The sequence below is a fragment of the Lentzea sp. NBRC 105346 genome (assembly GCF_030269605.1).
Lineage (GTDB): Bacteria > Actinomycetota > Actinomycetes > Mycobacteriales > Pseudonocardiaceae > Lentzea.
Window position 1 is genome coordinate 337,359 of record NZ_BSTQ01000003.1, and the last position, 23,178, is coordinate 360,536.

Consider the following 23,178-nt stretch of genomic DNA (forward strand, 5'->3'; position numbering starts at 1 on the left):
TGAAAGAGGCTCCGCGACCGGGCTCGCCCCGGTCGCGGAGCCGTCTCATGCGGCCAGTTCGGTGAGCGTCGCCGCGACATGGTCGAGCATGCGCCGCACCTGCCGATACCCGAAACAGTCCGGCCGGTGCAGAATCCCGACGTGCAGCCGACCGTCGAACGTCAACACGTTCGCGGACAACGGCCCCGTCCACAGGTCGGTCATCTCCAACCCGGCTCGACAGCCTCGGGGCTCGCCCCGGTCGCGGAGCCGTCTCATCCGGCCAGTTCAGTGAGCGTCGCCGCGACATGGTCGAGCATGCGCCGCACCTGCCGATACCCGAAACAGTCCGGCCGGTGCAGAATCCCGACGTGCAGCCGACCGTCGAACGTCAACGCGTTCGCCGAGAACGGCCCGTGCTCGACCGGTGGCCGCGGCCGGTCCGGCACCACCATCCCCGTCCACAGGTCGGTCATCTCCAGCCCGGCCGGCAGCCTCGGCGGCGTCACCACGCCGATGTTGCTGGTGATCAACGTGACGCCGCGGACGTAACCGGGGTCGACGAGCGTCTCGGCGAACCCCCGCAGCTCCAGCTCCGGCACGCCCTCGTCGACGGCAGCCCGCAGCCGCCGCGTGATGCCGTCCGCGAGCCGGAGCGGATCGCCGGCCCGCTCGACCGCGATGGTGTCGACGAACCAGCCACCGTTGTTGACCACCGCGTTCGCGGGGAGTGCGAGCCGGGTACGCAGGTCCACACCGGTGAACAGTCCGAGCGGCATTGCTCCGGTGGCGGGCATCTCGGCGCGGGCGGCGAGCAGCAAAGCCGCCGCGATCACGCCGTGCATCGTGACGCCCTCGGCTTTGGCGCGGGCCGCCAGCAGGCCGGTGGTCCGCTCGTCGAGCCGCGTCCGGGACAGCTCGGTCCGCGAACCGGTCTCGGGTGCGAACGGGACGTGCGCGACGTCCACCGCCGACGCCCGTCGCTTCGCCACGTACGCTTCGTCCACAGTAGAAAGAAGGTCGAGCGGTGAGACCAGTGCCGCCTCGGGCGGCACCGGCGCCGGACACCCCTCGGCCAGCGCGGTGTAGGCCTCCCAGATCCAGTTCAGCACCATGAACGCGGAGCGGCCGTCGGCGACGAGGTGCTCGATGCCGAGCACGAACACGTCCTCGTCACCGCTGGTGCACAGTGCCGCGCGCACCAGCGGTCCGTCGAACGCGGTCGCCGCCTCCTCCTGCGGCGACACGCCGGAGACCTCCAGCCGCGGTGGTTCGGCGCCCACGAACAGGTGGTCCCGGCCGGACAGCCGCGTGCGCAGCACCGGCTGCGTCGCCACGACGTGGTCGAACGCCGTGGCCAGCAGGTCGCGGTCGACACCTCCCCGGAGGTGGCACGCCCAGTTGACCCTGGTGAACGGCATGCCGCGCTCGAACGGCCGGAGCTGTCGCATGCGCGGATTCAACCGACGTGATCCGCGCAGCCGCAACGAAACGGCCGAGAACCACGGTCTCGAATGGAGTCGTGGTGTTACGTCACGCCGTTCAGTAGTACCCGTCGATCGGCACGCGGGCCTCGTCCAGCAGGGCGGGGCCCTCCTGCCGTGGTTCCGGAAATCCCTGGAACCCGGTGAGCTCCACGAACTGTTCGGCGGACAGCGCGTACACGACCCGGCCGAGCCCGGACCGGGCGAGCCCACCGGCGCACATCGCGCACGGCTGCGTGCTGGTGTACATCGTGGTCTTCGCCGCGGTCTCGGCGTCCAGCTCACGCGCCGCCCAGCGGGCCATCTTCAGCTCGGGGTGCGCGCTGATGTCCTTGTCCCCCAGCACGGTGTTCCACGCTTCGGCGAGAACCTGCCCGTCCGGCCCGACCAGCAGCGAGCCGAACGGCGCCTCGCCCGTTTCCCGTCCGTGCTTCGCCAGCTCGATGGCGCGGCGCAGAAACCGCTCGTCCTCCGGTGTCATGACTTCCTCCCCAGGTGTTCCGCGATCGTCTCGATGTCGGAGAAGTCGACCGGGTCGAGCACGACGGTCTCCGCGCCCAGCCGCCCCAGTTCGTTCAGGTCGTCCAGCACTTCTTCGATCGTTCCTTCGCCGGCCTGCTCGCGCTTTCCGTTGAGCCGCAACTTGATCCGCGGCACGAACGGTCCGCCGTCCAGCCTTTCCTCGAGCCACGGCATGGTGAAGTGCAACGGGTGCCACGCGTCGCCGATCCGGCGCGCCCTGGCGATGGCGGCGTCGCTGTTGCCGCCGACCCAGATCGGGATGTGCCCGGCCCGGTAACCCTCGTCCTGCCAGGCCTTCCTGATCTCGCCGAGGTGGTCGTCGGTGATCCTTCCCCTGCGCTCGAAGGGAATCCCCAGCGCCTCGAACTCCTGCCGGGCCCACCCGACGCCGACGCCGAGCACGAGTCGCCCGCCGCTGAGGTCGTTGAGGTTCGCCGCCATCCGCGCGGTCAGCAGCGGGTGCCGGTACGGCACGATGAGCACGGTCGTGCCGAGCTGGATGCGCTCGGTCATGCCCGCCACGTACGCGAGCGTCGTGAACGGCTCGTAGAACGGTGCCGGGTACTGCGCGGCGACGTCCGGCGTCACCACGACGTGGTCGGACATCATCAACAGGTCGAAGCCGAGCCCCTCGACGGCCTGCGCCTGGTCGCGCAGCCGACCGGGGTCGGTGTCGAAGTTCGGAATGTTCACGCCTATTCGCACAGCTCAAGGCTATTGCGGCGGGCTATGTGGACTGAAGGGATTCCTCACGGCGTTCAAGCCTCGGCACCGCGAATCTCCCGGTAGTTTGGCCGCATGGCCGAGAATCTCGACGCGACCGACTGGGCGATCCTGATCGAGCTGCAGAACGACGGCCGGGTCGCCATGACCGAGCTGGCGAAGCGGGTCAACCTGAGCGCGTCGGCGACGACCGAACGCGTCCGGCGCCTGGAGTCGTGCGGCGTGATCAAGGGCTACCGGGCCGATGTGGACCTCGCCGCCGCGGGGTACACCGTGCTCGCGGTCGTGCGGCTGAAGTACCCGGGATACCAGCACGAGCCGTTGCACAAGCTGCTGGACGAACGGCCGGAGATCCTCGAGTGCCTGCGCACGACCGGCGACGACTGTTACGTGCTGAAGATCGCGGCCACGTCGATGGCACACCTCGAACGGCTGGCGGACGAGCTGAACGCGTTCGGCAGCACCACCACGAACCTGGTGTACAGCGAAACCCTCTCCTACCGGGGACCCCGCCCGGTATGGAAGGTCAGCGAGGCGTAGAGCCCGCTCCCCGACGCCGTTGTCGGGGAACGGGAAGTCACACCACCGCGAGCGGCAGCAGGTTCGGGATCACCGGCGACGGCAGGTTCGACGACCCCGTGAGGAACTTGTCGACCGCGTTGGCCACCGAACGGCCCTCCGCGATCGCCCACACCACAAGGGAAGCGCCGCGGTGTGCGTCACCGCACACGAACACGCCCGGCGCGGACGTCTGCCAGTCCGAGCCACACGCGATGGTGCCGCGCGCGGTCAGCGGGATGCCGAAGTCGTCCAGCAGGCGCATGTGCTCGACACCCTCGAAGCCGATCGCCAGCAGCACCATGTCCGCGGGCAAGGTCTCGACCTCGTCGGACAGCGGGACAACCTTGCGGCGACCGGTGGAGTCCTTCTCGACCCGCACCTTCTGCAGCTCGATCGCCTTGAGGTTGCTGTGCTCGTCGCCGACGAACCGCTTGACGGCGACGGCGAACTTGCGCTCGCCCGCCTCCTCGTGCGCCGGGTAGGTGCGCAGGATCCACGGCCACACGGGCCACGGCGAACGCTCGTCGTCGCGCACGGTCGGCGGCTGCGGGTACTGGTCCAGCTGCGTCACCGACAGCGCGCCCTGGCGGGTCGCGGTGCCGTAGCAGTCGGCACCCGTGTCACCACCGCCGATGATGATGACGTGCTTGCCCTCAGCCGACAGCGACGAAGGCCCGTCCCCCTCGCAGGCGCGGTTCGCGGGCACCAGGTGATCCATCGCCAGGTGAATGCCCTTGAGCTCGCGGCCCGGCGTGGAGCGGTCGTCGCGGCCGCGCAGGGCACCGACGGCCAGGACCACGGCGTCGAACTGGGCGCGGAGCTGTTCGACCGTGATGTCGACGCCGACCTCGCAGCCGGTGACGAACTTCGTGCCTTCGCGACGCAGCTGCGCGAGGCGGCGGTCGAGGACCTTCTTCTCCATCTTGAACTCGGGGATGCCGTACCGCAGCAGGCCGCCGAGGCGGTCATCCCGTTCGTACACCACGACTTCGTGGCCGGCGCGGGTCAGCTGCTGCGCGGCGGCGAGACCCGCGGGGCCGGAGCCGACGACGGCGACGCGCTTGCCGGACGACACGGTCGCCTGCGACGGCTGGACATAGCCGTTCTCCCACGAGACGTCGGCGATGGTCTCCTCGACGCGCTTGATCGCGACGGCACCGCCGGCGTCGGGCGAGATCGCCAGCACGCACGCGGCCTCGCAGGGCGCGGGGCACAGGCGGCCGGTGAACTCCGGGAAGTTGTTCGTCGCGTGTAGACGGTCGGACGCCAGCTCCCAGTCGCCGCGGCGGACCAGGTCGTTCCACTCGGGGATGAGGTTTCCGAGCGGACAGCCCGCGGTTCCGCTGTGGCAGAACGGGATTCCGCAGTCCATGCAGCGCGTCGCCTGCGTGCGGACCTGCTTGTCCCGTTCCTTCGGGTTCTGCTCGACGTAGACCTCGCGCCAGTCGGCGAGGCGGTCCGGCTTCGGGCGCTTCGGAGCGTCCTGCCGGGTGAACTTCATGAAGCCCTGGGGGTCAGCCACGGGACGCCTCCATAACCGCCTGGTCGATGTCCCGGCCCTCGGCGCGCGCGAGTCGCATCGCGTCCAGCACGCGCTGGTAGTCGCTGGGCATGACCTTCGTGAACGCACCGGCTCGCCGGGTCCAGTCGCCGAGCAGTGACGCGGCCACAGCCGACCCGGTCAGCTTGTGGTGCCTCGCGACGACGGGCTTGAGCCACCGCAGATCCTCGGCGTTGAGGCGCTGCAACTGCACCATCTCCTGGTTCACCGACAGGGGATCCAGGTCGAGCACGTACGCGATGCCGCCGGACATGCCGGCCGCGGCGTTGCGGCCGGTCGGTCCGAGGACGACCGCGCGTCCGCCGGTCATGTACTCGAACGCGTGGTCGCCCACGCCCTCCGCGACCAGCAGCGCACCGGAGTTGCGCACGCCGAAGCGCACACCCACCCGGCCGCGCAGGAAGATCTCGCCGCTCGTCGCGCCGTAGCCGATCACGTTGCCCGCGATCACCTGCTCCTCGGCGACGAACGGGGCGTCGTCGTGCGGGCGCACGACGATCCGGCCGCCGGACAGGCCCTTGCCGACGTAGTCGTTGGCGTCGCCGACCATCTCCAGCGTGATGCCGTGCGGCAGGAACGCGCCGAGCGACTGGCCCGCGGAACCCGTGAGCTTCACGTGGATGGTGTCGTCGGGCAGGCCCTCACCGCCGTAGCGGCGCGTGACCTCGGCGCCGAGCAGCGTGCCGACCGTGCGGTTGACGTTGCGCACCGGCAGTTCGAGCTTCAACGGGTGCGCGTCCTCCAGCGCGGCCTCGGCGAGCTGGATCAGCGTGCGGTCCAGCGCGTGCGCCAGGCCGTGGTCCTGCTCGCGGACCTTGCGCTTGGCCGTCTGGTACGGCGTCTCGGGCACCTCGAAGATCGGCTTGAGGTCGAGCCCGTCGGCCTTCCAGTGCTCGATCGCCTCGTCGGCGTCCAGCAGCTCGGCGTGGCCGACCGCCTCGTCGATCGTGCGGAAACCCAGCTCCGCCAGCAGTTCCCGGACCTCCTGCGCGACGAACTCGAAGAAGTTCACCACGTGCTCGGCCTGACCGGTGTAGCGGGCGCGCAGGTCCGGGTTCTGCGTGGCGACGCCGACCGGGCACGTGTCCAGGTGGCAGACGCGCATCATGACGCAGCCCGCGACGATCAGCGGCGCGGTCGCGAAACCGAACTCCTCGGCGCCGAGCAGCGCGGCGACCACGACGTCGCGGCCGGTGCGCATCGCGCCGTCGACCTGGACCGTGATCCGGTCGCGCAAACCGTTGAGCAGCAACGTCTGCTGGGTCTCGGCGAGACCGATCTCCCACGGCGTGCCCGCGTGCTTCAACGAGTTCAGCGGCGACGCGCCGGTGCCGCCGTCGTGCCCGGAGATCAGCACGACGTCCGCGTGGGCCTTCGCGACACCCGCGGCGACCGTGCCGACACCGATGGAGCTGACCAGCTTCACGTGGATGCGGGCCTGCTCGTTGGCGTTCTTCAGGTCGTGGATGAGCTGCGCGAGGTCCTCGATCGAGTAGATGTCGTGGTGCGGCGGCGGCGAGATCAGGCCGACGCCCGGCGTGGAATGCCGGGTGCGCGCGATCCACGGGTACACCTTGAAGCCGGGCAGCTGCCCGCCCTCGCCGGGCTTCGCGCCCTGCGCCATCTTGATCTGGATGTCCGTGGCGTTCACCAGGTACTCGCTGGTGACGCCGAACCGTCCACTCGCGACCTGCTTGACCCGCGAGCGGCGCTCGGGGTCGTACAGGCGCTCGCGGTCCTCGCCGCCCTCGCCGCTGTTCGACCGGCCGCCGAGCCGGTTCATCGCGATGGCCAGGGTTTCGTGCGCCTCGGCGGAGATCGAGCCGTAGGACATGGCGCCGGTGTTGAAACGCTTGACGATCGAGCTGACCGGCTCGACCTCGTCGATCGGGATCGGCGTGCGGCCCTCGCTGCGGAACTTGAACAGGCCACGCAGCGTGCCGCCCTGGCGGGCGAGGCGCTCGACCTCGTCGGTGTACCGCTTGTACACCTCCTGCTTGCGCGTCTTCGCCGCGTGCTGCAACAGGAAGACCGTCTCCGGCGTGAACAGGTGCAGCTCGCCCTCGCGGCGGTAGGAGTACTCGCCGCCGACCTCCAGTCGCCGGTGCACGCGGTCCGTCGGGTTCTCCGGGTGCGCACGGCGGTGACGCAGCGCGACCTCCTCGGCGAGCACGTCGAGTCCGACGCCGCCGAGCTTGGAGACCGTGCCGGTGAAGTACTCCTCGAGCAGCTCGTTCGACAGGCCGACGGCCTCGAAGATCTGCGCCGCGGTGTACGCGCCGACGGTCGAGATGCCCATCTTCGACATGATCTTCAGGACACCCTTGACGAGCGCCTTGACGTAGTTGCGGATCGCCTTGTGCGCCTCGATGCCGGTGATCGCGCCCTGGCTGATCAGGTCCTCGATCGTCTCGAACGCGAGGTACGGGTTGACCGCGGCGGCGCCGTAGCTGAGCAGCGCGGCGATGTGGTGCACCTCGCGGGCGTCGCCGGTCTCGACGACGAGCGCGACGCGCAGGCGTTCCTTGGTGCGCACCAGGTGGTGGTGCACCGCGGAGACGAGCAGCAACGACGGGATCGGCGCCATCCGGTGGTCGGAGTCGCGGTCGCTCAGCACGAGCGTGCGGGCACCGTTCGCGATCGCCTCGGACGCCTCCCGCCGCACGCGCTCGATCGCGGCGCGCAGCGCCTCACCGCCACCATCCACTTCGTACAGTCCGGACAGGACGGTGCACGCGTAGCCGGGCAGGTCGCCGTCGTCGTTGATGTGGATGAGCTTGGCCAGCTCGTCGTTGTCGATCACCGGGTACGAGAGCGTGACGTGCCGGCACGACACCGGGCCGGGCTTGAGCAGGTTCTGCTCCGGGCCCATGACCCGCGACACGGACGTGACGATCTCCTCGCGGATCGCGTCCAGCGGCGGGTTGGTGACCTGGGCGAAGTTCTGCACGAAGTAGTCGTAGAGCAGGCGCGAACGCTGGCTCAGCGCGGCGATCGGGGTGTCCGTGCCCATCGACCCGATCGGCTCGAAACCGTTGGTGGCCATCGGGGTGAGCAGGATCCGCAGCTCCTCCTCGGTGTAACCGAAGGTGAGCTGGCGGCGCATGACGGACTCGTGGCTCTGCACGACGTGCTCACGGTCCGCGAGGTCGGCCAGGTCGAGCAGGCCGGCGTGCACCCACTCGTCGTAGGGCAGCTCGTCGGCCAGCCGCGACTTGAACTCGTCGTCCTCGACGATGCGGCCCTCGTCGGTGTCGACGAGGAACATGCGGCCGGGCTGCAACCGCCCCTTGGCCACGACCTGGTCGGACGGCACGTCGAGCACACCGGTCTCGGACGCGAGCACGACCCGCCCGTCGGCGGTCTGCCACCAGCGCGCGGGCCGCAGGCCGTTGCGGTCGAGCACCGCGCCGACCAGCGTGCCGTCGGTGAACGTGACGCAGGCGGGACCGTCCCACGGCTCCATGAGGCTCGCATGGAACTGGTAGAACGCGCGCCGCTTCGGGTCCATCGTGGCGTGGTTCTCCCACGCCTCGGGGATCATCATCAGCACGGCGTGCGGCAGGCTGCGGCCACCGAGGTGCAGCAGCTCGAGCACCTCGTCGAAGCTCGCCGAGTCCGACCCCTCGGGGTCGCAGATCGGGAAGAGCCGCGCGAGGTCGCCCGGAATGAGGTCGGACTCGAGCAGCGCCTCGCGCGCCCGCATGCGGTTGCGGTTGCCGCGCACCGTGTTGATCTCACCGTTGTGCGCGACGTACCGGAACGGGTGCGCCAGCGGCCACGACGGGAAGGTGTTCGTGGAGAACCGGCTGTGCACCAGCGCGATGGCGCTGTGCAGCCGTTCGTCGAGCAGGTCGGGGAAGAACGCGGGCAGCTGGCCCGTCGTCAGCATTCCCTTGTAGACGATGGTGCGCGCGGAGAGCGACGGGAAGTAGACGTCACCGTCGTGCTCGATCCGCTTGCGCAGCGCGAAGGTCGATCGGTCCAGCTCGATGCCGCTCTGACATCGCCGCCCCTTGACGAACAGCATGGAAAAGTGCGGAACGACCGACATCGCGGTCGGTCCGACGTTCGCCTTCTCCGGGTCGACCGGCACGTCACGCCAGCCGATGACGTCGAGCTCTTCCTCGTCGGCGATGCGCTCCGCGTTCGCGATCGCCTGCTGACGCTTTTCGGGCTCAAACGGCAGGAAAGCGATTCCAGCGGCGTACTGCCCACGTTCGGGCAGCTCGAACTCGACGACCTCCCGCAGGAACTCGTCGGGCAGCTGCAGCAGGATGCCGGCACCGTCACCGCTGGTCGGCTCCGCGCCGGCGGCGCCACGATGCTCCAGGTTGGCGAGCGCGGTCAGAGCGTCGCTCACAATTCCGTGCGAACGCCGACCCTGGATGTCGGCCACCATGGCCACGCCGCACGCGTCACGCTCGGCATTAGGGTCGTACAGACCCTGGGGACCGGGGATGGCGGAGAAGATCACTGCGCAGACCTCCTACGTCGTCCTCGCCAAAGAACAACAACGTCCTCGTGCTCAGACCTCGAACCAACAGGTTGGGCACGGGACGACGGTGGCCCGCGTGTTGACGCGACTTTAACAGCCGCGAAACCATGGAACACCCTCCAACGGGTGATCTAGGTCATTGACACGTAACGATTGAGGGCTGCTGAGCGACATTGCGGCGAACACTCACCGTTCGTTACGTCCGCGTTAGCGTAGCCGAACGTTCGACCGGCGTAAGTCGCCTGAGATGTGCACGACATTCGGGTGTGACAGCCAAGTGCGCTGGGTATCCCGTCGTGTTGCCTGGTCAGCCACTCGCCGTCTCAGTTAGCGGACGCTCACACCTGGCTCGGTTGGCCCGAAACGAGAAGGCGGTCCTACGCGGACGGTGACGGGCCGCGGACGCCACGTCCTGATCGGACGGCTGGACTCCCCCATGCGATTGCGTGTTTCATGATCTGACGCCGCCTTGCACACCCTGCTCAGTGCAAGGAGAAGAACATGAGAATCCTCGTGACGCTGACCGGCCTGATGGCCGCGCTGCTCGTCGCACCCCAGGCCCACGCCGCCGGCCCGCCGCCGGGCGAGACGGGCTGGAAGAAGCAGAACTTCACGTACAAGATCCACAGTCCGTACGACCGCCCGGTGAGCGACCGCTACACGTTCAGCGGCGGCGTGCACACGATGAAGATCCTGAAGACGGACAAGCCGTTCGAGCCGGGCAGCAAGACGAGTCCGCGGACCGAGATGCGCTGGCTGCAGGAGTACACGACGGGCGAACACCTGTGGAGCGCCGACGTGTGGATCAAGTCGGGCACCAACGGCTCGTCGATCGCGCAGATCCTGCGCGTCAAGCATCCGAGCGGCACCCCCGCCACGGACATCATGTTGTTCGCGCACAACCAGAACGGCGGGACGTTGAAGCGCTACAACGGCGAGGTCGTCAAGACCGGCGTGTACGACAAGTGGTTCAGCCTCAAGATCGCGCACAACGCCAAGACCGGGAAGATCCGGGTGTTCGCGGACGAGAAGCTCGCCCTCACCGTGAACGACCGGGGACCCGCGACGCGGCACTTCAAGAACGGCGTCTACGGGACCAGCGGCAGCTCCGAGGCCAGGTTCCGCAACGTCGAGTACTGGACCCGCTGATCGCTCCTTGACTTCGGACCGAGCCGAAAGCAATCATGAGCCCTCGTAGCCGGTGGTGACGCTCTGTTCACTCACCGGCCACCTGGGGGCTGGGGGGCTCGAAACCGGTGGCGCGTTCTCGCCGTGCCGGTTGTTCGTCGTTGCGCCTCATCTCCCGCATGTCCGCACGACGACTGGGGAGAAGACATGAAGGTCCAGGTTCTCTTAGCAGGCACCGCGGCGCTCGCGAGTCTGGGAGTGCTGATCGCACCCGCCGCGACCGCGGCGGAGCAGACGCCCGGCTACACGTGGGTCAACGCGGAGCCGAACTACCAGCGCACCACCAACGGCGGCCGGGCGAGCTGGAACGTCCAGGCCAGCAACCCCGAGGGCGACCTCACGGTGGCGTGCCTCGAGAACGCCGGCGACGGCCAGTCCGGCGGGTGCTCCAACCACGACGTCTACGTCAACTGGAACGTCTCGCACTACTACAACAACTGCGTGCAGTACGACGCCACGGCGCGGTTCGGCGCCGTGAGTGACGGCGAGCCCGCTCACTACACCGCGGAGAACGTGACCGTCGCCGTTCGCAACGGCGGGGCCTGCCGGTAGGGAACGCCACGCCGGTGGCGGCGCGACCCGCCGCCACCGGCCGGGCCGGAGCGGGAGTGAGCTCAGTGCGGAAAAAGCATCGCGCGTTCGTCGTGCTGACCGTGGCCGGAATCCTCGCCGGTTGTGCGGTCGCCACCCTCGGGCAGCAGGCGAGGATCAGCGTCGAGGCCGCGCTCGCGGACAACGCGCGCGGCGCGTACGACATCCTTGTCACGCCGGGTGCGGCGATGAACCTCGAGCAGACCCACGGCGTGGTGGAGCCGAACTTCCTCGCGGCGACCGGTGCCGGTGGCATCGACCTCGCCACGGTCGAACGCGTCCGCGGACTCGGGGACGTCGAGCTCGCGGCGCCGGTGTCGATCGTCGGCTCACTCGCCCTGCCCGCGCAGGTTCCGCTGCTGGCGGGCAACGCGACCGCGGTTCAGCCCGGCCTGTACGACGTGTCCCTCACCAGTGGTTTCGCCGACGGTGTGCGGGAGTGGCCGGCCACGAGGGAGCAGTTCAAGCTCGCCGTGACGCCGCAACGCAAGGTGCTGGCCGTCAACGACACGATGGGCGCGGACCCGGTGTTCAACGTCGTCGGCACGTCGGTGCCCGCACTGCGGCTGCCCGTGGTCGCCGTCGACCCGGTCGCCGAGGCCGCGCTGCTCGGCGGTGGGCACGACGTGCTCACCAGGCTCGCCGCGACTCGGGCCGCGAAGGGCACGTGGACCGCCAAGGAGTTCTCCGACGCGGGCCAGCGGATCCTGGGGTCGCTCAGCGGACCGGACCGGATGAACGCGCTCGGCAACCTGGCCAAGCTCAAGGGCACCGCGAGCGCCTCGCCCGCCACCCCGGTGATCCCCGTGGTCACCGTGTCGAACCTGCCGATGCGGCGCTACCTGCGCGCCGAGGTCACGCAGCTCGGCGGGGCCGACAGCGTCACCGGGCTCGCCGAGGACGAGCGGACCGCGCTGGTCCAGGCCGCTTCGCGCGCCGGCGGGTTCGCGACGCGCAGGCTCCCGGCCGAGGTGAGCACCGACCCGGTCGGCGTCATCTCCTCCCGGCCGTTCTACGTCGACTTCCCCGGCCAGCGCATCGATCCCGCGAAGGTCGGGTTCAGCTACCGCACCCAGGACGACCTGCAGCTGCGGGACGTGCTCTCCGGCCGCCCCGACTACCGGACGCTGTCCACCCCCGGTGACGGCCGTCCGCTCGAGGTCGGCGTGACCGCGCTGCCCGCCGAGGGCGATGCCGAGCCGCGGTACCGCGCCACCGAGTCCGTGCCGCTCGCGGTGAACGCGCCCGCGATGAAGGCACCCGCGGTCGAGCCGTTCGCCATCGGCGACCTGCCCGCCGAGAGCCTGCGCCCCGCCGGCGCGGACGGCGTGGGCAGCGTCCCGCTCGGCGTCTACGACGTGCCACCGGTGCGGGTGCTGGAGAGCGAGCACGCGAAACCGGGCACCGAGCTGTTGTCCACGGGCAACCCCGCGGGCCTGGTGTCGCTGCCGCCCGCGGCGATCGCGGACGTGCGCGACGCGGTGACGTTGCGCGGCGGCAAGCCGGTCGACGCCATCCGGGTGCGGGTCGGCGGCATCACGAAGTACGACACGCCCGCGGTGTCCAAAGTGGAACGGGTGGCCGACCGGATCATGGCGCTCGGCCTGCACGCCACGATCGTGCTCGGGTCCAGCCCGCAGGAGGTCCGGATCCGCGTCGCCGGCTATCTGCCGGACGGCCACGGTGGCCGCACCGACCTCGGTGTCGTCGGCCAGCGCTGGACGACGATCGGTGCCGCGCAACGGATCGAGCACGGCACGAGCACCACGGGCCTGCTCCTCGGCGGCCTCGCCGCGGTGGCGTTGCTGGGTGTCGTGCTGTCGCTCCAGGTGGCCAGGGGCGCCTCGCTCGCGCGGGACGCGGCCGTGCTGCGCCTGCTCGGGTGGCGCCGGAGCCGGGCCGCGCGCTGGCTCGCCGCGCCGACCCTCAAAGCGGCCGCGGCCGGCGCGCTCGTGGTCGCGGCCGGGTGGTGGCTGAGCTCGGCACCGGCGACCTCGCTCGCGCTCGGGCTGACGATCGCGCTCGCCGCTCCCCTGGCACTCGTCGCGGGGCTGTGGCGCGCGAGTGGTTCCTCGGTCGTCAGGACGACGAGGTCCGGCGACGTGCGCCGGGCGACGTGGGCGGGTGCCGTGCGCGGACCGGCGTCCCTCGCGGTCCGGTCGGTGCTGTCGCGGCCGCTGCGGCACGCGGTGCTGGTCGCGCTCCTGGTGATCGGTGGCGTCACCTTCGCGCTGGGCACGGACGCGCTGCTCGCGCTCGGCGGGCGGACCGGCCCGACGATGCTGGCGGGCCTGGTCGTCGACTCCGTGCGACCGATCTATCACCTGCTCGTCTGGGGTTCGCTCGCGGCGGTCGTGATCGGCGCGCACGCCCTGAACTCGTTCATCAGCACCGACACCGCCGCCGAACGACGCGCCCTGCGGCTGTGCGGCTGGGACGCGGCGGCACTGCGGAGCACGCGCCGCCGGCGGCGCGTGCTGCTCGCCGCACCGGCCCTGCTCATCGCGTTCGTCCTCACCATCGCGCTCATCGGCGCCACCGCACCGGCCGTCACGGCGGTGATCGCGTTCACCGCGTCGAGCCCGCTCTGGCTCGCCCTGTCGGAAAGGACGGCATCGGCATGACCGCCGCCGCGCTCGAACTCCAGGACCTGCGCGTCACCTACGGCGAGGTGACCGCCCTCGACGCGTGCACGGCCGCCGCGCACAGCGGTCAGATCTCCGTCCTCAAAGGACGGTCCGGCTCCGGGAAGACGACCGCGCTGATGGCCGCGGCCGGTCTGGTGCGGCCCACTGCGGGGCACGTGCGGTGGCAGGGCGAGGACGTCTACACACTGAGCGAGCGGGACCGCGACGAGCACCGCCGCATCACGATGGGCGTCGTGCTGCAGGACGGCGGCCTGCTCGACGGGCTGACCGCCGAGGAGAACGTGCTGCTGCCGGCCGCTCACGGCCGCGTCGGCAAGGCGGACCGCGATCGCGCGACGGCGTTGCTCGCCAAGGTGGGACTCGAGTCCAGGGCCCGGCACCTGCCCGCCGAACTGTCGGGCGGGGAACGCCAGCGCGTCGCGATCGCCCGCGCGTTGATGGGCTCACCGCGGGTGCTCGTCCTCGACGAGCCGACCGCGAGCCTCGACCGGACCTCCGCGAACGGGGTGATCGACCTGCTGACCGCGCTCGCCGCGGAGGGCACCGCGTTGCTGGTCGCGACGCATGATCCCGGGCTCGCCGCCGCCGGGCACCACAGCGTCACCCTCGAATGAGGGGTGGCTTGTTCTAGAAAACTGGGGGACAGAAAGGTGAAACGGAGACTGGGCGCACTCGCCCTGGGTTTCACGTTGACCGTGACAACGATGTCAGGCACGGAAGCGACCGCCGCGCCGCTGACCGATCCGGGCCTGGCGTTGCAGCAGCAGGACCAGACGGTCGGTGACACGTCGACCGTTCAGCTGGACCAGCGCGACAAGGTCCTGCCGAAGAACTGGAAGACGGCGGACGACCTCGCGTGGACGACATCCGGTGACGCCACGGGCTTCCACGTGCTCGTCGCGGACTCGAAGTCCGGCTACACGTGGCGCACGGCGGCGTCGCTGAGCGAGCCGACCATCGAGACGGACATGTGGATCGGCAACGCGTGCCTCACGTCGTCCGGCCGCAAGCTGGTCGTCACGTACGCGCCGCGTCACTTCACCAACCGCGAGCACCTGTTCAACCGCGGGGCGTTCGCCGCGACCGTCGACATCCCGACCGGCGTGGTGAAGAAGCTGCCGATCACGTCGACCATCGCCTACTTCAACCCCGGCTGCGGCCAGGGCGAGTCGGCGGTGCTGACGCAGGCCGGTGACCAGGCCATGGGCAAGACCCGGCTGGTGAAGCTCGACGCCACGACCGGCACGCTGCAGAAGGCCGTCGAGATCGACGGCCAGGTCACGTCGGCGGTGCCCGCGAACAGCGCCATCGTCGCCGCCTCGGGTTCGTCCGTCGTGCAGATCGCCGCCGACGGCAAGAAGAAGGCACTCGCCACCAGCACCGATGTGGCGTTCCGGCTGCACGCCGACGGCAACGGCGGCGTCGTTTTCATGGACCACGTCGGCGACACCGCCCGCGCGTTGCGGACCGCCGGCGGCAGCACCAAGGTGATCGCCGAGGGCAAGCTCGGCGAGTTCGCCGTGACGGCCGGGTCCAGTGGCCGGGTCTTCCTGACCGGCTCCGCGAAGGTCGCCGGCGGTCTGCCGCAGAAGGTGACCGCGCTGAACGTCCCGGCCGGCGCCGAGGTGTCGAGCACGGGTGCCGTGGCGATCACCAAGAGCTCCAAGAAGTCGCTCGCGAAGCGGCCCGACCAGATCACCGCACAGGACCTGCCGCAGCAGCCGGACGACCCCGAGCGCGTGGACATCGCGGCGAAGGTGGTCGCCACCGGCGCCGACCTCGCGTTCGATGTGCACCCGCAGGGCCGGGTCAGCGACAAGTCCGGGCAGGGCCGGACGATCAGCCCGGCGTTCACCGGCGCTCAGTCCACCGGCGAGGTGTCCGCGACCGGCGGTCCGAACGACCCGGTGGACGGTGACTACAGCTGCGCGGTGCCGCGCAACGACGTGAACACGCAGGTGTACCAGCCGACTCCGCGCCAGGTGGAGTGGGCGGTCGACCAGGCCATCAGCGGTGACCTCACGGTGCAGCGCCCCGCCAACTGGAAGAACTCGGGCCTGCCCGCGTACACGCCGCAGGGCATGTTCCCGCGGCGCGGTCTCGTCGGCGGCGGCACCGTGGCGCCGCAGCTCATGCTCGGCATCCTGTCGCAGGAGTCGAACCTGTGGCAGGCGGCACGGGTGGTCAACGAGGGTTCGTACGGCAACCCGTTGATCGGCAACTACTACGGCATCTCGTTCAACGACGACGAGCTGAAGTGGAAGATCGACTTCGTGCACGCGGACTGCGGGTACGGCATCGGCCAGGTCACCGACGGCATGCGCCGGCCGGGTCACCCCAGGCCGGGCGACGACACCCCACCGCTGCCCGAGGTCCAGCAGCGCGCGATCGCCATGGACTACGCGGCGAACATCTCGGCGGCGCTGCGGATCCTCGAGGACAAGTGGAACCAGATGCAGGGCGTCGGCATGAAGCTCGGCAACAACGACCCGTCACGGATCGAGAACTGGTTCTTCGCGACGTGGGCGTACAACTCGGGCTACCACCAGCCGGGTGCGACGGACGGCGGCATGGACACGAACGGCGCATACGGGCTCGGCTGGATGAACAACCCGGTCAACCCGAACTATCCGGCGGACCGCAAGATGTTCCTGCTCTCCGACCCGCGGGACGCGGCACATCCGCAGGACTGGCCGTACCCGGAGAAGGTCATCGGGTTCGCGGGCAACAGCATCGCGAAGACCCACGGCGCCGGGTTCCTCCCGGCGTGGTGGAACACCGATCTGTACAAGGAGACGTCGAAGCCGCCGAACGAGATGTTCTGCAACGGCACCAACGACTGCCAGCCGGGTGCCAAGTACAAGCCGACCGAACCGGGCGTCGAGGACCAGGATCCCGGGCCGTGCGCCCACAAGAACAAGGTCGGGCAGTACGACCTGCGGTGCTGGTACCACGCGGCCAGCACGTGGAAGCAGGACTGCGACGACACGTGCGGCATCTCCTTCGTCCGCTTCGATCCTCCGTACGCGGAGCAGCCGGACGGCTCGGAGAACCCGCCGAACTGCGAGATCAACAACATCCCGTCCAACGTGCTGATCATCGACAACCTGCCGACGTCCCAGGTGTCGATGAGGGACTGCAACAAGAGCACGTGGTCCAACGCCGGATCCTTCCGGCTGGAGTTCGCCGGTGACGCGGCGACGGACACCTACACGTCCAAAGCGGACACACATCAGCTGGGCGCCGGGTTCGGTGGCCACTTCTGGTTCGCCCACACCCGGACCGACGGCGACACGGGCCGCAAGATGAGGGTGAACGGCACCTGGACCCTCGATCGACAGCTCAACGGCTACGCGAGGGTCATGGTCCACATGCCGGACCTCGGGGCGCACACCCAGCGGGCCAAGTACCTGGTCAACCTGGGCAACGGGTTCACCGAGACCCGGTCGCTGATGCAGCGCACCGAGGAGAACCGCTGGGTCCCACTCGGCGTGTTCAAGTTCGGCGGAAGGCCCACGGTGAGCCTTTCGAACATCACCGATCCCGCGGACGGCGTGGAGGACATCGCCTGGGACGCCATCGCCTTCCAGCCGCTGCCCGGCAAGCCGCGCAACCAGGTGGTCGCGCTCGGCGACTCGTACTCCTCGGGTGAGGGTGCGGTCACCGAGCTCGACGGCAAGGGCACCGAGTACTACCGCGAGACGGACAGCGAGGGCACGACCCCGTACCGGAACGCGTGTCACCAGTCGAAGCTCGCGTGGAGCCGCAAGGGCGTCATGCCCGACTCGCCGGAGACGATCGGGGCACGTGCCGACGTGTGGGATCCCAACATGGACTACCACATGCTCGCCTGCTCGGGCGCCCAGACCGAGCACCTGTTGCCGTCCCCCGAACAGGGACAGCCACCGGTGAAGAACGCCTGGGGCGAGACCGCCAAGGGGAGCTACCGGGAGGGATCCCAGCTGGACCGGGGCTTCCTCACCGGCGACACGACCCTGGTGACGCTGTCGATCGGTGGCAACGACACGGGGTTCACCCCGATCATCACGTTGTGTGCGTTCACGAGTGACTGCAAGAACAAGAAGCTGGACAACGGGAAGACGCTCGACGAGAACACCCGCGAGATGATCGACACGATGGTCGTGCCGTCACAGCAGACCGTGCTGCGTGAGATCGCCAAGAAGGCGCCGAACGCGCGGATCATCCTGATGGGATATCCGATCCTCCTGGAGAGCAACTGTCCCGGAGGCGGCATCACCGACGCCGAGAACGTCGAGTGGCTGCGGTCGATCGCCATCCACCTCAAGACGAGGATGGTGAGCGTGGTGGCCGACGCGCAGGCCGGCGGGATCGACGCGCAGGAGGGTCTGCCCATCCCGTTCTTCGAGGGCAAGGGCATCTGCGGCAACCCGGAGGCGATCCACGGCGTGATCGACAAGCAGTTCAAGACGCCGGGCGAGTCGCGGGGCCCGCTGGAGTTGACCAGTCAGCAGTCCTACCACCCGAAGCCGCTCGGCACGTCGCTCTACGCGCAGGCGTTCCAGCAGGCACTCGCGCGGCCGAAGCCGCCCCAGTAGGAATGGATCTCTGAATGAACCGGCGCACGCGCTCGACCATCGCACTCGCGCTCGTTTGCGGTGCGAGCGCCTGCGCCGGTCCGCGCACCGCGTCCGAGGAGGCCGTGGACAACGCGTCCACGGCCGTCCGGGCGCGGGCGGCCCAGATGCGCGAGGACGTGGAGTACCTGTGGCGCGAGCAGGGTGAGGGGGACGTCGTCCCGATCGTCCAGAACTCGATGGCGCAGAACTACATTTGGCTCATCGACCATCGCCAGGAAGGCGGCGCGACGGTCGTCGACGTCGCCGTGCACGACGTCGGCAGCGGCGACGGGTTCCTGTTGCCCGACCGGCAGACGGTCGTGGTGCGGCTGTGCGTCCGGCTCGACGTGCGGAAGGGCGCGCCGGTCGTGATGACCGACGCGCCCTGTCCGTCCACTCTGGACAACTCAGTCCGTGGACTCGGCACCGTCAAGGCGACGGTGACCCTGACCTGAGGTCAGTGCACGGTCGCGTGCTGCTTCTGCATCAGCTCGTCGACGTCCACCGAGTCGGGATCGTCGAGGACCTGCTTGAGCTGGTCGCGGTCGAGCCCGCCCTGCCAGCGGGCGACGACGAGCGAGCCGACACCGTTGCCGATGACGTTGGTGATGGCACGCGCCTCGGACATGAACCGGTCGATGCCGACGATGAGTGCGATGCCGACCGCGGGGATCGCGCTGTGCGCCTCGAACGCCTGCAGTGACGCGGCCAGGGTGACCAGGCCGGCGCCGGTGACGCCCGCGGCGCCCTTCGAGGCGATCAGCATGAACAGCAGCAGTCCGATCTGGACGCCGAGCGACACGTCGTGGCCCGTGGCCTGGGCGATGAAGATCGCGCCCATGGTCAGGTAGATGCACGTGCCGTCGAGGTTGAACGAGTAGCCGGTCGGGATCGTCAGGCCGACCACGGACTTGTCGGCGCCGGCCGCCTCGAGCTTGACGAGCAGGCGCGGCAGCACCGACTCGCTGGAGGACGTGCCCAGCACGATGAAGATCTCGTCCTTGATGTAGCGCAGGAACTTCAGCAGGCTGAACCCGGCGAAGCGCGCGACCAGGCCGAGCACGATCGCGATGAACAGGATGCAGGTCAGGTAGAACGACCCCATCAGCCACGCGAGCTTGCCGAGGATCGAGCCGCCGAACTTGCCGACCGTGTAGGCGATGCCGCCGAACGCGCCGATCGGCGCCGCGTACATGACGATCTTGATGACGCCGAACATCACCTTGGCGACCGTCTCCATCGCGTCGACGACCTTCTGGCCGCGCTCCCCCATGCCCGCGACGGCGATCGCGACCAGGATCGCGACGACGAGGACCTGGATCAGCTGGCCGTCGGTGAACGCGCTGACGAACGACTTCGGCACCAGGCTGAGGATGAATCCGGTGACGCCCGTTTCGGCACTCGACGCCGACTTGAGGGTGTCCTTCGCGGCGTCGGCGTTGAGGTGGATCTCGCCGCCGTGGTGACCCGGTGCCACGAGGTTCACCACGATCAGGCCGATCGCGAGCGCGACCGTCGTCATCGCCGTGAAGTACAGGATCGTGCGCAACGCCAGGCCACCCGCCTTGGCGAGGTTGCCCAGCCCGGCGATGCCGACGATGATCGTCGCGAAGATCGTCGGCGCGATGACGACCTTCACGAGGTTCACGAACAGGTCGGCGAGCCACTTCATCTCGCTCGCGGGTTTCTTGAACAGGAACCCGAACAGTGCCCCCGCCACGATGGCCACGACGACCCAGAAGTACAGGTGTTTGTAGATCGGTTTGCGGGCTACGGCGGTGCTCGCCACGGCTCCTCCTCAGTTCGGGTTGCAGTGAGGGTGACCACAGCCTGGATCGGCTACAAGCCGACACTCGGAAACTTCAGACACATCTGACGTAACGTTTAGTCTTTATCGGTGTTGCTCAGCCGACGCACGCTGCTGGTAGGGGCGGCCGCCTTCGCGGCGGTGCCGGGGTGCACCTCGCACTCGTTCGAGGTGCCGCCGTCTCTCGTGCTGGCGACCGGCCCGGAGGGCGCGGTGTTCCGCGAGATCGGCGCCGCCCTGGTCGCGGCCCTGCGCGAGCAGCTCCCCGGATGCGACGTCACCGCGCGGCCCACGGGCGCGTCCGTCGAGAACCTCCGGCTGCTGCACTCGGGCCAGGCGCAGCTCGCGCTGTCCTCATTGGACCCGATCGTGGAGGACGTGGCGGGCATCTCCGCCGTCGGCCGGCTGTACGACAGCTTCATGCAGGTCGCCGTGCCGACCGCGTCGCCGGTCCGGGCGTTGCGGGATCTGTCCGGGCGGACGGTGTCCGTCGGCCCGGTCGGCTCGGGTACCGAGTTCACCGCGACGCGCCTGCTCGAGCTGCTCGGCGTGCGGGCGAGGTTGCTGCGAATGTCGCACACCGAGGCGGCCCAACAGCTTTCGTCCGGTGGCATCGACGCGCTGATGGCGTTGACGGGCATCCCCACGCCGGCGATCACCAGCGTGCAGGACCGGGTCCGGATGCTCGACCTGCCGGAGGAGGCGTCCCAGCTGGCCGACCGGTTCCCCGGCCCGTACGTGCCCGCGACGATCCCGGCGACGACCTACGGCACACTCCCTCCCAATAGGACGTTCGCGGTGCCGAACCTTTTGCTGGCGTTGAACTCCCTGAGCGCGGACGTCGTCGAGGTGGTCACGCGGACGGTGTTCACCGAGTCCGCGCGCATCGTGCGCGGACACCCCGAGGCGTCGCGGATCAACGTGCGGACGGGCATCGCGACCGGCCAGGTGCCGCTGCATCCCGGTGCCGAACGCTGGTTCCGTTCGGTCAAGCGCTGAGGGTCACGACGACTTCGAGGCCGTGCGGTTTGTTGTCGTGCAGGGTGAGGGTGCCGCCCGCCGACTCGATCAGCTCCGCGCAGATCGCCAGGCCCAGTCCAGTGCCGGTGATGTTCTGGTGCTTGGTCGCGCGCCAGAACCGGTCCAGTGCCTGGGTTCGTTCCTGTTGGGAGAGGCCCTCGCCGTCGTCGAGGACGTGCAGGGCGACGTGGCCGTTGTGTGGTCGCGCGGTGACCGTGACCGTCGTGCCGCCGGACAGCCGCACGGCGTTGCTGACGAGTTCGTCGAGCACACTGCCCAGACCGCCCGGCGGTTCCTGCACGCTGAGGTCCGCGGGCACGTCGACGGTCAGCTTCATGCCCGCCTGCAGGGCCAGCGCGCGCCACGCGGGTACGTGCGTCGCGAGGAGCGTGTCGATCTCGACGGGTTCGGCCGCGGACGCGCTGTCGAGGCGGGTCGCGGCGAGCAGCGTGTCGAGGACCCGGCCCATCTCCTCGGCCTCGTCGACGGCGATCTGCTGAGCCTCGCGCGCGGCTTCGGTCGTGACGTGCGGGGCGAGGTTGTCCACGGCGAGCCGCAGGCTGGCCAGCGGGTTGCGCAGCTGGTGCGACGCGTCGCTGACGAACGCCCGCTGCCTGCGCAACGCCCGGCCGACGACGTCGACCATGGTGTTGAACGACCGCGCGAGCCGGCGCAGCTCGGGCGGCCCGCCGACCTCGTCCGCGCGCACGTCGAGGTGCCCACCGGCCACCTTCGCCGTCGCCTCGTCCAGCCGCCGGACCGGCCGCAGCACCCAGCGCGACATCGGCCACGCGGCGGCGACGACGGCGAGCATCGGCAACAACCCGGCGAGCGCCAGCAGTCCCCACTGCCGGACCACCTCGGTGCGCAGGCTGCCGGTCGGCGAGACGGTGACGACGGCCGCGACGACCTCGCTGTCGCGGCCCACGGGTTCGACGACGACGAGCGGCCCGGTGTGCCACGGCCAGCCCGAGTAGTCGGGCTCGGGCCGATACCCGCCGAACGCCGCGGTGAGGCCGTTCTTCACGTCCTGGTCGTCGAGGTCGAACGTGTCGCGAGTGGACAGCAGCACCTTGCGGTCAGTACTGATCAACCCGACGGCGACGCCGTAGAGCTGGTCGTACCGCTTGATCTCCTCCTGCAACGCGACGAGCCGATTCGACTGCAACGCGCTCTCGCCGAGGCTGGCGAACCGGCTGGCGTCCCCCAGCCGGTCGAGGTAGGTGGCCTGCGTCTCCCGTTGCACAACGGCGAACGCCAGCGGCACGCCGAGCGCGCCGACGAGCGCGACCAGCAGCGGCACCACGATCACCAGCAACCGCTTGAGCATCAGACACCGACCAGGCGATAACCCACTCCGCGAACCGTCTCGATGCGGACATGATCGCCCAGTTTGGACCGCAGCGCCGCCATGTGCGTGTCGAGCGTGCGCGACGGCGCCTCCCAGTGCGCCTGCCACACCTGGTCGACGATGAAGTCGCGGCTGACCACCTCACCGGTCCTGGCCATCAGCAGCGCGAGCAGGTCGAACTCCTTGCGCGTCAACGACAACGGCTGCCCGCCGACGGTCACCGTGCGCGCATGTGTGAACAGCACGACGTCGCCCGTTTTCATCGGTTGCTCGGCCTCGGGTTCCGCCCGGTGAGTCCTCGTTCGCCTCAGCACCGCCTCGATGCGCGCCAGCAACTCCGCCGTACCGAACGGCTTCACCACGTAGTCGTCCGCCCCCGCGCGCAACCCCAGGACGCGTTCCCGCTCCTCACCGCGCGCGGTCACCGTGATGACCGCCGTACCCGAGCGTTTCCGCAGCTCACGGAGCACGTCGAGGCCGTCGCCGTCGGGCAGTCCCAGGTCGAGCAACACCACGTCCACGGGCGCGGCCTTCACCGCGTCCTGCGCGGTCGCGACCCGATGCACCTCGTATCCGGCGTGGCGCAGGGCGGTCAGCAGTCCCCGCGCCACCCGATCGTCATCTTCGACGACGAGGATGCGCACCCG

The 23,178-nt window shown here is 69.6% G+C and carries 17 protein-coding genes; 8 read left to right on the plus strand and 9 right to left on the minus strand.

Annotation, left to right across the window (positions count from 1 at the left end; translation table 11 throughout):
- Positions 1-45 precede the first annotated feature (45 nt).
- From QSK35_RS09025 to QSK35_RS09040, 4 genes are all read right to left on the minus strand, one after another.
- On the minus strand, positions 46-204 hold the full coding sequence (locus QSK35_RS09025) for a hypothetical protein (protein ID WP_285744151.1): 159 nt from the start codon (positions 202-204) through the stop codon (positions 46-48).
- A gap of 50 nt (positions 205-254) precedes the next feature.
- The gene (locus QSK35_RS09030; protein ID WP_285744153.1) at positions 255-1,430 is read right to left on the minus strand and encodes a phthiocerol/phthiodiolone dimycocerosyl transferase family protein; all 1,176 of its coding nucleotides are present in this window, start codon (positions 1,428-1,430) and stop codon (positions 255-257) included.
- Positions 1,431-1,521: 91 nt separating this feature from the next.
- On the minus strand, positions 1,522-1,944 hold the full coding sequence (locus QSK35_RS09035) for a nucleoside deaminase (RefSeq protein ID WP_285744155.1): 423 nt from the start codon (positions 1,942-1,944) through the stop codon (positions 1,522-1,524).
- A complete protein-coding gene (locus QSK35_RS09040; protein ID WP_285744157.1) occupies positions 1,941-2,690 on the minus strand; it encodes an LLM class flavin-dependent oxidoreductase in 750 nt (249 codons plus the stop codon). Before QSK35_RS09040 ends, QSK35_RS09035 begins: the two co-directional genes overlap by 4 nt.
- Positions 2,691-2,783: 93 nt before the next feature.
- Here QSK35_RS09040 and QSK35_RS09045 point away from each other — a divergent pair, with 93 nt between their 5' ends.
- Positions 2,784-3,248, plus strand: coding sequence for an Lrp/AsnC family transcriptional regulator (locus tag QSK35_RS09045; RefSeq protein WP_285744159.1), 465 nt, complete (start codon positions 2,784-2,786; stop codon positions 3,246-3,248).
- A 37-nt stretch (positions 3,249-3,285) separates the two neighbouring features.
- Here QSK35_RS09045 and QSK35_RS09050 read toward each other — a convergent pair whose 3' ends face one another.
- Both QSK35_RS09050 and gltB read right to left on the minus strand, forming a co-directional pair.
- Positions 3,286-4,791, minus strand: coding sequence for a glutamate synthase subunit beta (locus QSK35_RS09050; protein ID WP_285744161.1), 1,506 nt, complete (start codon positions 4,789-4,791; stop codon positions 3,286-3,288).
- Positions 4,784-9,307 carry a glutamate synthase large subunit gene (gene gltB, locus QSK35_RS09055; protein WP_285744163.1) on the minus strand — a complete coding sequence of 1,508 codons (4,524 nt, stop codon included), beginning with the start codon at positions 9,305-9,307 and terminating at the stop codon, positions 4,784-4,786. The genes QSK35_RS09050 and gltB overlap by 8 nt, the downstream gene beginning before the upstream one ends.
- Positions 9,308-9,829: 522 nt before the next feature.
- On the opposite strand from gltB, the gene QSK35_RS09060 reads away from it, so the two are divergent.
- The 6 genes from QSK35_RS09060 (at position 9,830) to QSK35_RS09085 (ending at position 18,808) form a co-directional block, all read left to right on the plus strand.
- The gene (locus tag QSK35_RS09060; protein WP_285744165.1) at positions 9,830-10,477 is read left to right on the plus strand and encodes a hypothetical protein; all 648 of its coding nucleotides are present in this window, start codon (positions 9,830-9,832) and stop codon (positions 10,475-10,477) included.
- A gap of 186 nt (positions 10,478-10,663) precedes the next feature.
- Positions 10,664-11,068: a hypothetical protein gene (locus tag QSK35_RS09065; RefSeq protein ID WP_285744167.1), complete on the plus strand. Its 405-nt coding sequence runs from the start codon at positions 10,664-10,666 to the stop codon at positions 11,066-11,068.
- Positions 11,069-11,133: 65 nt separating this feature from the next.
- A complete protein-coding gene (locus QSK35_RS09070; RefSeq protein ID WP_285744168.1) occupies positions 11,134-13,731 on the plus strand; it encodes a hypothetical protein in 2,598 nt (865 codons plus the stop codon).
- Entirely contained in the window at positions 13,728-14,369 is a 642-nt protein-coding gene (locus QSK35_RS09075) for an ABC transporter ATP-binding protein (RefSeq protein ID WP_285744170.1), read from the plus strand. The genes QSK35_RS09070 and QSK35_RS09075 overlap by 4 nt, the downstream gene beginning before the upstream one ends.
- Before the next feature lie 90 nt (positions 14,370-14,459).
- Positions 14,460-18,332, plus strand: a complete 3,873-nt coding sequence (locus QSK35_RS09080) for a golvesin C-terminal-like domain-containing protein (protein WP_285744172.1) — start codon at positions 14,460-14,462, stop codon at positions 18,330-18,332.
- Positions 18,333-18,346: 14 nt separating this feature from the next.
- Positions 18,347-18,808, plus strand: coding sequence for a hypothetical protein (locus tag QSK35_RS09085; protein ID WP_285744174.1), 462 nt, complete (start codon positions 18,347-18,349; stop codon positions 18,806-18,808).
- A gap of 2 nt (positions 18,809-18,810) precedes the next feature.
- On the opposite strand, the gene dctA is transcribed toward QSK35_RS09085, so the two are convergent.
- A complete protein-coding gene (gene dctA, locus QSK35_RS09090) occupies positions 18,811-20,142 on the minus strand; it encodes a C4-dicarboxylate transporter DctA (protein WP_285744175.1) in 1,332 nt (443 codons plus the stop codon).
- A 108-nt stretch (positions 20,143-20,250) separates the two neighbouring features.
- Between dctA and QSK35_RS09095 the strand changes: the two genes are divergently transcribed.
- Positions 20,251-21,159 carry a TAXI family TRAP transporter solute-binding subunit gene (locus QSK35_RS09095; protein WP_285744176.1) on the plus strand — a complete coding sequence of 303 codons (909 nt, stop codon included), beginning with the start codon at positions 20,251-20,253 and terminating at the stop codon, positions 21,157-21,159.
- On the opposite strand, the gene QSK35_RS09100 is transcribed toward QSK35_RS09095, so the two are convergent.
- Together QSK35_RS09100 and QSK35_RS09105 are read right to left on the minus strand one after the other, a co-directional pair.
- Complete coding sequence (locus QSK35_RS09100) at positions 21,149-22,510, minus strand: HAMP domain-containing sensor histidine kinase (protein ID WP_285744178.1); 1,362 nt, start codon at positions 22,508-22,510, stop codon at positions 21,149-21,151. The genes QSK35_RS09095 and QSK35_RS09100 overlap by 11 nt on opposite strands.
- Positions 22,510-23,175 (minus strand): response regulator transcription factor, encoded by a 666-nt coding sequence (locus QSK35_RS09105; RefSeq protein WP_285744180.1) that lies wholly within the window; start codon positions 23,173-23,175, stop codon positions 22,510-22,512. The genes QSK35_RS09100 and QSK35_RS09105 overlap by 1 nt, the downstream gene beginning before the upstream one ends.
- Between the last annotated feature and the right edge of the window lie 3 nt (positions 23,176-23,178).

Coding starts and splice junctions, on each gene's coding strand:
- QSK35_RS09060 (WP_285744165.1), top strand. CDS start 9,830: ATGAGAATCCTCGTGACGCTGACCGGCCTGATGGCCGCGCTGCTCGTC.
- QSK35_RS09085 (WP_285744174.1), top strand. CDS start 18,347: ATGAACCGGCGCACGCGCTCGACCATCGCACTCGCGCTCGTTTGCGGT.
- QSK35_RS09080 (WP_285744172.1), top strand. CDS start 14,460: ATGTCAGGCACGGAAGCGACCGCCGCGCCGCTGACCGATCCGGGCCTG.
- QSK35_RS09075 (WP_285744170.1), top strand. CDS start 13,728: ATGACCGCCGCCGCGCTCGAACTCCAGGACCTGCGCGTCACCTACGGC.
- QSK35_RS09100 (WP_285744178.1), bottom strand. CDS start 22,510: ATGCTCAAGCGGTTGCTGGTGATCGTGGTGCCGCTGCTGGTCGCGCTC.
- QSK35_RS09045 (WP_285744159.1), top strand. CDS start 2,784: ATGGCCGAGAATCTCGACGCGACCGACTGGGCGATCCTGATCGAGCTG.
- QSK35_RS09025 (WP_285744151.1), bottom strand. CDS start 204: ATGACCGACCTGTGGACGGGGCCGTTGTCCGCGAACGTGTTGACGTTC.
- QSK35_RS09035 (WP_285744155.1), bottom strand. CDS start 1,944: ATGACACCGGAGGACGAGCGGTTTCTGCGCCGCGCCATCGAGCTGGCG.
- QSK35_RS09030 (WP_285744153.1), bottom strand. CDS start 1,430: ATGCGACAGCTCCGGCCGTTCGAGCGCGGCATGCCGTTCACCAGGGTC.
- QSK35_RS09065 (WP_285744167.1), top strand. CDS start 10,664: ATGAAGGTCCAGGTTCTCTTAGCAGGCACCGCGGCGCTCGCGAGTCTG.